The 9,149-nt window shown below is 70.3% G+C and carries 5 protein-coding genes; 4 read left to right on the top strand and 1 reads right to left on the bottom strand.

The features are described 5' to 3' along the window. Positions 1-510 (top strand): CGNR zinc finger domain-containing protein (locus tag KME77_RS06560; protein WP_219462947.1); only part of this gene is annotated, 510 nt, incomplete at its 5' end. A 23-nt stretch (positions 511-533) separates the two neighbouring features. Here the strand turns inward: KME77_RS06560 and KME77_RS06555 are convergent. Beyond that, positions 534-1,352 (bottom strand): NADP-dependent oxidoreductase, encoded by an 819-nt coding sequence (locus KME77_RS06555; RefSeq protein ID WP_308250581.1) that lies wholly within the window; start codon positions 1,350-1,352, stop codon positions 534-536. 237 nt (positions 1,353-1,589) lie between these two features. Between KME77_RS06555 and KME77_RS06550 the strand changes: the two genes are divergently transcribed. Genes KME77_RS06550 through KME77_RS06540 form a run of 3 tightly spaced genes read left to right on the top strand, consistent with a single transcriptional unit; the run spans position 1,590 to position 9,076 of the window. After that, complete coding sequence (locus tag KME77_RS06550) at positions 1,590-2,138, top strand: OB-fold-containig protein (protein WP_219462946.1); 549 nt, start codon at positions 1,590-1,592, stop codon at positions 2,136-2,138. Continuing rightward, positions 2,138-4,234 (top strand): flotillin family protein, encoded by a 2,097-nt coding sequence (locus KME77_RS06545; protein ID WP_219462945.1) that lies wholly within the window; start codon positions 2,138-2,140, stop codon positions 4,232-4,234. Before KME77_RS06550 ends, KME77_RS06545 begins: the two co-directional genes overlap by 1 nt. Before the next feature lie 36 nt (positions 4,235-4,270). Then, entirely contained in the window at positions 4,271-9,076 is a 4,806-nt protein-coding gene (locus tag KME77_RS06540) for a DNA repair ATPase (RefSeq protein WP_219462944.1), read from the top strand. Positions 9,077-9,149 lie beyond the last annotated feature (73 nt).

Raw genomic sequence — 9,149 nt, 5'->3', positions numbered from 1 at the left:
AGCCGCCGCCCGGCGATCCGTGACAGGAGCGAGGGCGGCGGCGGGCCCCTCGGCAGAACGGCCGAGCTGGGCGGGCTGGGCGAGACGGCCGAGCTGGGCGAGACGGCCGGGTCGGGCACGCAGCACGAGCCGAGCAAACAGCACAGACCTGGCAACCAGCACGGGCCGGGCGAGCCACACGACCCAAACAGACCGCACGACCCAAACAGGCCGCACGGCTTGGGCAAGCCGTACGAGATGGTCGTGGTGGATGACCCGGCGTGGCACGCGGCATGGGTGGCGGCGGCCGACATGGTGCGCATCCTCGCCGACCGCCCCGACCGCGTGCGCAAGTGCGCGAACCCCGAGTGCGTCCTGTGGTTCCTCGACGTGAGCAAGAACGGCAGCCGCCGCTGGTGCTCGATGGAGGTCTGCGGCAATCGCGCCAAGGTGGGCCGCTTCAACCGACGCCAGCGCACCACGACCAACGCCACCCCAGCTCGACCAGCGCCGGCGCACCACGATCGATAAGCCATAAAGCCGCCGAAGAGGTGTCAGATCACCAGGGCGAGCTTGCCGCGTCCGTGCCCCGTCTCGATCTCCCGATGCGCCTGCGCCGCCTCCTCCAGCCCGTACGTCCGCCGGATCAGGAACCGCAACTCCCCCTTGGCGTAAAGCCCCGCATACCGCCCGAGCCGCTCAGCCGTACGCGTCCCCTGCGTGACCATCACCCCCAGCGAGCCCGCCTTCCCGTGCTCCACCAGCGTCAGCACCCGCCCCCGGTCAGCGACCAGCGACAGTGACACCTCCAGCGCCTCCCCGCCGGCCCCGTCGAGGGCCGCCGACACCCCGCCGGGCGCCAGCGCCCGCACCCGGTCCGAGAGGCCGGGCCCGTACGCGACCGGCAGCGCGCCGAGCGAGCGCAGGTAGTCGTGGTTGGCGGGCTGCGCGGTGCCGATGACCGTGGCGCCGCGCCACAGCGCAATCTGGACGGCGGCCGTCCCGACCGCTCCGGCGGCGCCGTGGATGAGCAGGGTCTCCCCGGCGGCGGGCCGGAGGTGGTCGACGGCGATCTCAGCCGTCTGTACGGCGGCCGTCAGCGCGCCCGCCACCTCCCAGGGCACCCCCGCCGGTTTGGCCGTCACGTCGCCGGCCGGGACGACGATGTGCGTGGCGTAGCTGTTCAGCAGCGAGAAGCCGAGCACCTCGGCCCCCACCTCCCAGTCGACGCCTGCGCCGACCGCCTCGACGACCCCGGCGAACTCGTTGCCGGGGATCCGCGGGAAGCCGCCGCTGTAGCCGGGCGGCGTCCAGCCGGCCCGTACCGCGGCGTCGAAGGGTTGCACGCCCGCGGCGCGCACAGCGACAAGCACCGACCTCGGGCCTACGGCGGGCATCGGTAGCGACATCAGGCGGAGCACCTCAGGTCCGCCAAAGATCTCAAACGCCGCCGCTTTCATGAAATTTCGTTCCATAGCATCGAAGGTTGCAACCCCAACCACACTTGAGGTCAACCCAGATCGCAGTTCGGGAACTTTCGGCTTTACTCCATCTTTATCTGTATATAGTCCGAAAGGACATCGCAGGGGGACGGGGCAAACCGGGGTTCGATGACCGAGTTCATACATGTCGTGTTGAGCTTTCCGACGGTGATCTTCACTTTTCTGCTCGTCGTGGTAGCGGGGTACTGGGCCGTGGTCATCTCCGGTCTGCTCGATCTCGAGGACGGAGAGGCCTCGTGGCTGGGCCTGGGCGGGGCGCCCGCCGGGATCGCGCTGTCACTGTTCATCGCCGTCGCCTGGCTGCTGACGCTGATCGGCAGTCAACTGACGGACGTCACGCTGCCCGTGCCGTTCGTCGCCCTCATAGGAGCGTGGCTGGCCACACGGGGTCTGCTGATCCCGTTGCGGCGGCTGTTCCCCGACGAGCGCCAGGTGTCGCGCGGCGACTTCGTCGGCCGGAAGTGCGTGATCCGCACCGGTGAGGCCAACGCCGGTTTCGGCCAGGCCGAGGTCACCGCGGAGGACGGCTCGTCGGCCGTCGTCCAGGTCCGTACGACGGGTCAGGACCGGCTCGTACGCGGCGACAGCGCACTCATCTTCGAATACGACGCAAACGGCGAATTCTTCTGGGTCATGCCATACGAAAGCGAGCTTTGATGGACGTCATCTCCACTGGATTCGGCATATTCCTGGCCGTCGGACTGGTCATCGTGATCGGGTTGCTCGTTGTCGTCAGCCGGCTTTTCCGTAAGGTCGAGCAGGGCAAGGCACTGATCATCTCCAAGGTCAACAAGGTCGACGTGACGTTCACCGGCGCGGTCGTGTGGCCCGTGTTCCACAAGGCCGAGATCATGGACATCTCGGTTAAGACCATCGAGATCGAGCGGACCGGCCGTGAGGGCCTGATCTGTCAGGACAACATCCGGGCCGACATCAAGATCACGTTTTTCGTCCGCGTGAACAAGACCGCCGAGGACGTCATCAAGGTCGCCCAGGCCATCGGCACCGTACGGGCCAGCGACGAGGCGACGCTGCAGACGCTGTTCAACGCGAAGTTCTCCGAGGCGCTCAAGACCGCCGGCAAGCAGCTCGACTTCGTCGACCTCTACACCAAGCGTGACGAGTTCCGCGACCAGATCGTCCGGCTGATCGGCACCGACCTCAACGGCTACAGCCTGGAGGACGCGGCCATCGACTACCTGGAGCAGACCTCGCTGCAGGCGCTGGACAAGAGCAACATCCTCGACGCGCAGGGCATCCGCAAGATCACCGAGCTGACGGCGATCGAGCACGTACGGACCAACGAGTTCCAGCGCCGCGAGGAGAAGGAGATCACCCGCCAGAACGTGGACGCCCGCGAGGCGATCCTGGAGCTGCAGCGCCGCCAGGCCGACGCCGAGACCAAGCAGAAGCGCGAGATCGAGACGATGCGCGCCCGCGAGGAGGCGGAGATCGCCCGGGTGCAGGCCGAGGAGCGGCTCAAGGCCCAGACGGCCAACATCAGGACCGACGAGCAACTCGGCGTGCAGCACGAGAACCAGGCCCGTGAGGTCGCCGTCGCGGAGAAGAACCGCGAGCGGGTGATCGCGATCGAGACCGAGCGGATCGAGAAGGACCGCCTGCTGGAGGTCATCGCCCGCGAGCGGGAGACCGAGCTGTCGCGCATCGCCAAGGACAAGGAGGTCGAGACCGAGAAGCGGTCGATCGCCGAGGTCGTGCGCGAGCGGATCGCCGTGGACAGGACGGTGGCCGAGCAGGAGGAGAGCATCAAGCGGCTGCGCGTGGTCGAGGAGGCCGAGCGCACCCGCCAGAGCCTGATCATCGCCGCCGAGGCCGAGGCGCAGGAGAACCTGGTCAAGGACATCAAGGCGGCCGAGGCCGCGGAGGCGGCCTCGAAGTTCAAGGCGCGCGAGGAGCTGACGCTGGCCGAGGCCAGGCAGCAGGCGGCCGAGCTGGACACGCGGGCCAAGATCAGGCTGGCCGAGGGCATCCAGGCCGAGGAGGCCGCGACCGGGCTGGCGAGCGTCCAGGTCAAGGAGCGCGACGCGGAGGCGATCGAGAAGGTCGGCCGCGCGGAGGCGCTGATCCTGGCCGAGCGGCTGCGCGCCGAGGCGGAGGGCGCCAAGGCGATGGCCACGGTCGAGGGCGACCGGCTCAAGGCGCAGGCCGAGGGCGAGCAGGCGATGGCGCTGGCCGCCGCGACCGCGGTGGGCGAGAAGCTCAAGGCCGAGGCCGAGGGTCTGACCGAGAAGGCCGCCGCGATGGCCGCGCTCGACGAGGCGAGCCGGGCGCACGAGGAGTACCGCCTGCGGCTGGAGGCCGACAAGGAGATCCGGCTCAAGCGCATCGACGTCACCCGGCAGGTGGCCGAGTCACAGGCCAGCGTGCTGGCGGCGGGCCTGTCCAAGGCGAACATCGACATCGTCGGCGGCGACACGATGTTCTTCGACAGGGTCGTCGGCTCGATCACCGCGGGCAAGGCGGTGGACGGGTTCATGGAGCACTCGGACGTCGCCAACGCCCTGGCCACCCCGTACCTCAACGGCTCGGCCAGCCTGGTCGAGGACCTCGGCAAACTGGTCGGCGGGGTGAGCACCGAGGACCTGAAGAACCTGACCGTGTCGGCGCTGCTGATGCGGCTGATCCAGGACGGCGGGCCGAAGTCGGGCGCGCTGGGCGAGCTGCTGGAGACGGCCCGCCGCCTCGGCGTCGCCGACTCCCCGGTGGCCGCCCTCACCGCCGCGAAGGCCTGACAAACGAAGGTCTGACAAGCGAAGGTCTGAACGCGCGTGAGCGAACAAACCCAGCTGGAAACACCGCCAACGCTCGAAGCCGGCACGTACGAGGTCCTCAGGTCACGCCTGGAGACCCAGGCCAAGGCGCTGGCGAGGGCGGCCGAGGCGGTCAACGCCGAGCGCCTGGCCGTCTTCGGCGGCACCGAGCTGCGCCTGCTCGGCACCGAGCGGATCAGGACGGAGAACAACTGCGTCCCCAGGGACATCGTCTCCCTGGGCGGCGTGATGCTGTTCGGCTACAACGTCTTCATCGGGCTCAAGCCCGAGACGACGGTCGCCGACGTCTTCTCCGTCCACCGTTTCACCAGGGACGGCGACGCCTTCAGGTTCGACGCCGACCGGTTGCCGGCCCTGGAGGAGGTGGCCTTCCAGAAGGACTTCGCCGAGCTGTACCGCTATTACAAGGACGCGCGGCTGCACCATCTGCGGCGGGTGGAGGGCAAGCTGCTGGCGGTGTTCCAGACGGGCCCGGCGGACCTGCGGGTCTTCAGGTGGACGGTCACTCCCCAAGGAGTCACGAAATATCAGGACAACAGGGGGGAGCGGGACCACACCTTCCCGGCCTCCCATGACTTCGAGTGGACACCGGCCACCCGTGACGACCACGTCCTCGGCCGGCACCCGCACATCTCGATCCGCGACGAGGTGTTCGTCGAGACCGTCGGCGGCGACCTCACCATCAAGATCGAGAACAACACGGAGACCGGCGAGGGCGTCTACTCCGAGCCCGTGACCGAACGCCTGCAGAGCCTGGCCGACGCCGACGTCGAGCACGCCGGCGTCGGCCCGCTCATCCTGCTGCGGATCCGGCCGTACAAGGAGATCGACTGGCGCCACCTGGTCTTCAACACCCGCACCAAGTCCGTGACCAGGCTCGACGGCATCGGCCATGCCTGCCAGCGGCTGCCGGAGGACCAGGGCCTGATCTTCCCGGGCGGCTACTACCTGGCCACGGGGATCAGCAAGACGTTCGACACCGACGTGACGGACCTGGAGTTCGACCGGGTGGTGCGCTCTCCCAACGGCGAGGACGTGCTGTACGTCTTCCACGCCAGGGGTGACGGCCGCTCGCTGCTGCTGCCGTACAACGTGATCAGGAAGGAGGTGGCCAACCCCATCGTCTGCCACGGCTACTCGCTGTTCGACGACGGCACGATGGTGGTCTTCCGCGCCACCTCCGAGGAGCCGACGCGGGTCCACCCGATGCAGGTCTGGCAGACGCCGTACGTGTCCGACACCTACGCCGCCGCCCAGCCCGCCGGCACGGGACCGCTGGAGCGGATCGGCAACGCCGAGCTGGTGCGCGGCATCTCCGACTGCCTGTCGGTCGCCCGGATGATCGGCGAGATGGCGGCGTCGGCGGCCACGTTCGAGGCGCTGATCGCCGCCTGCACGCGGGCGTTCGACCACTACCACTGGCTCGGCGAGCAGGGCCTGCGCGGTCCGCTCGCCGAGGTGCGGGCCACCGCCGAGCAGGTCCTCGACGAGTACGAGAACGTCGAGGAGCTGACCCGCCAGGCCACCAGGTCCCTCGCCGAGGCCGAGGAGGAGACCACCAGGCTGGTCCGCCAGGCGCGCGGCGACACGCCGGCCACCGCGGACGCCTGGGTGACGCTGCTGGCCACGCTGCGCCGGGCGCAGGGCAGGCTGGTGACGCTGCGCGAGGTCCGCTACCTCGACCTGGCCAAGCTGGACGAGCTGGGCAAGGCGCTCGCCGGCGAACTGGTCTCGGCCGGACAGCGGGCCGTGGCGTTCCTCGAAGGGGAGGACGCCTTCACCGGCTACCACGACGCGGTGGAGGCACTGGCGCGGGAGGCCGCCGCGATCACCACGGTCGCCGAGGCCGGTCCGGTCACCGACCGCCTGGCCGAGCAGTCCGAGGGGCTGGAGGTCGTCACCGAGGTCGTCGGCTCGCTGGACATCGCCGACGCCACCGTGCGGACCTCCATCCTGGAGCGCATCGCCGAGGTCCTCAGCGGCGTGAACCGGGCGCGGGCCCTGCTGGAGGGCCGCCGCCGCGAGCTGCTCGGGGCGGAGGGCCGGGCGGCGTTCGCGGCCGAGTTCGCGCTGCTCGGGCAGGCCATCACCGGCGCGCTGGCCATGGCGGACACCCCCGGGCGGTGCGACGAGCAGCTCGGCAGGCTGATGCTCCGGCTGGAGGCGCTGGAGTCGCGCTTCGGCGAGTTCGACGACTTCGCCGGCCAGCTCGCGGCCAAGCGGGACGACGTCTACGAGGCGTTCTCCTCGCGCAAGCAGACGCAGCTCGACGAGCTGGCCCGGCGCGCGGACCGGATCTTCGCCTCGGCCGAGCGGGTCCTGGGCAGCGTCACCAGGCGGCTGCCGTCGCTGGACTCGCTCGACGAGGTCAACACCTACTTCGCCACCGACCCGATGGTGGCCAAGCTGCGCCAGGTGGCCGCCGAGCTGCGCGGGCTGGGCGACGCCGTACGGGCCGAGGAGCTCGACGGCCGGATCAAGGCGGCGCAGCAGGAGGCCGGCCGGGCGCTGCGCGACCGCCTCGACCTGTTCGCGGACGGCGGCGAGACGCTGCGGCTGGGACGGCACCGGTTCGCGGTGAACACCCAGCCGATCGACCTGACGCTCGTCCCGCACGAGGGCGAGATGCACCTTGCCATCACCGGCACCGACTACCGCTCCCCGGCCCCGGCGGATTTCGCCGACACCCGCCCGTTCTGGGACCAACTGCTGGCCTCGGAGACCGCCGACGTCTACCGCGCCGAGCACCTCGCGGCCTCGCTCCTCGACCGGGCCAAGCCCGGGGAGCTTCAGGAGCTGGTACGCCGGGCCGCCGAGGAGCGTTACGACGAGGGCTACGAGCGCGGCGTGCACGACCACGACGCCGCCGCCATCCTCGACACGCTGCTGCGCCTGCGGGAGAGCGCGGGCCTGCTGCGCTACCCGCCGGAGGTGCGGGCGGCGGCCCAGCTCTACTGGTCGTTCAGCGCGGACGAGGTTTCACGTAAAACATTGGCCACGAGGGCCGCGTCGCTGGTGCGCGCCCGTTCGGTCTTCGGGCCGACGCCCGCGCTGGACGCCCTGGCGGCGGAGATCGCCACCCGTGTCACCGGTTTCCTGCCCGATCCCTTCCAGGCGCGGCTGGCGGGTGAGTACCTGATCGAGGAGCTGGCCGCCAAGCCCGTCGGCTTCGTGACCAGCGCCGCCGCCCGCACCCTCCTCCAGAGCTTCCACCAGGCGCTCGGCCCGGCGAAGGTCCGCGAGTTCGAGGAGGATCTGAAGGCGGTCGCGCTGCCCGAACGCCTGGAGCTGGCCAAGGCCTGGATCGGCGCCTTCGACCAGGGCCCCGAGCTGCCCGAGGCCGTCGCCGTGCAGCTCTGTGACCTGCCGAGGCACGACTCCAGCGCCACGCTGAGCGCCACCGTGGAGGGCCTGCTCGGCACCCACCCGCGCATCGCCGACCGCAAGCTGGAGCTGCGCCTGGACGAGGCGCTGGCCAGGACCCGCCGTTTCGCGGCCGAGCGGGTGCCCGCCTACCGGGCCTACCAGAAGCGGCGCACCGAGCTGGTCACCGCCGAGCGCGCCAAGCTGCGGCTGGAGGAGTACCGGCCCAAGGTCATGAGCGCGTTCGTGCGCAACAGGCTGCTCGACGAGGTGTACCTGCCGCTGATCGGCGACAACCTGGCCAAGCAGCTCGGCGCGGCGGGCGAGGGCAAGCGGACCGACCAGATGGGCCTGCTGCTGCTCATCTCGCCGCCCGGCTACGGCAAGACGACGCTCATGGAGTACGTCGCCAGCCGGCTCGGCCTGGTCTTCGTCAAGGTGAACGGCCCAGCGCTCGGCCACGCCGTCACCTCGCTGGACCCCGCCGAGGCGCCCGACGCGACGGCCAGGCAGGAGGTCGAGAAGATCTCCTTCGCCCTGGAGACCGGCAACAACACGCTGCTCTACCTGGACGACATCCAGCACACCTCGCCCGAGCTGCTGCAGAAGTTCATCTCGCTGTGCGACGCCCAGCGCCGCATCGAGGGCGTGTGGAACGGCCGGACCAGGACGTACGACCTGCGCGGCAAGCGGTTCGCGGTGTGCATGGCGGGCAACCCGTACACCGAGTCGGGCAAGCGCTTCCGCATCCCGGACATGCTGGCCAACCGCGCCGACGTGTGGAACCTGGGCGACGTGCTGTCGGGCAAGGACGAGCTGTTCGCGCTGAGCTACATCGACAACGCGCTCACCTCCAACCCGGTCCTCGCGCCGCTGTCCGCCCGCGACCGGGCCGACGTCGAGCTGCTGGTACGCCTGGCGCGCGGCGACCAGAGCGCCCGGCCGGACCAGCTCCGCCACCCTTTCGCCAAGGCCGAGCTGGACCAGGTGCTGAGCGTGCTGCGCAAGCTGGTGCGGGTGCAGGAGGTCGTGCTGGCCAACAACCAGGCCTACATCGCCTCGGCCGCCCAGTCGGACGCGGCGCGGACCGAGCCGCCGTACCGGCTGCAGGGGTCGTACCGGAACATGAACAAGCTGACCGAACGCATCGTGCCGGCCATGAACGACGCCGAGCTGGAGGCGGTCATCGACGACCACTACCTGGGCGAGGCGCAGACGCTGACCGGCGACGCGGAGGCCAACCTGCTCAAGCTGGCCGAGCTGCGCGGGCGGCTGACGCCCGAGCAGGAGGCCCGCTGGGCCGAGGTGAAGGCCGCCTACCTGCGGGACAAGTCGCTCGGTGGCGCGCAGGACGACCCGATGGGCCGGGCGGTCGGTGCGCTGGGCCTGCTGGCCGACCGGGTGGGCGAGATCGGCTCGGCGATCAGGAGCGGCTCCTAGACCTGAAGATCCGAACTCCGTACAGGCTCTAGGTGGCCGGCCGGCCTGTCCGTAGCGCGGTCAGGCCGGCCGT

It is taken from the genome of Nonomuraea rhizosphaerae, assembly GCF_019396405.1.
GTDB lineage: Bacteria > Actinomycetota > Actinomycetes > Streptosporangiales > Streptosporangiaceae > Nonomuraea > Nonomuraea rhizosphaerae.
This window is presented reverse-complemented; position numbering and strand designations above follow the sequence as displayed.

Coding starts and splice junctions, on each gene's coding strand:
- KME77_RS06550 (WP_219462946.1), top strand. CDS start 1,590: ATGACCGAGTTCATACATGTCGTGTTGAGCTTTCCGACGGTGATCTTC.
- KME77_RS06545 (WP_219462945.1), top strand. CDS start 2,138: ATGGACGTCATCTCCACTGGATTCGGCATATTCCTGGCCGTCGGACTG.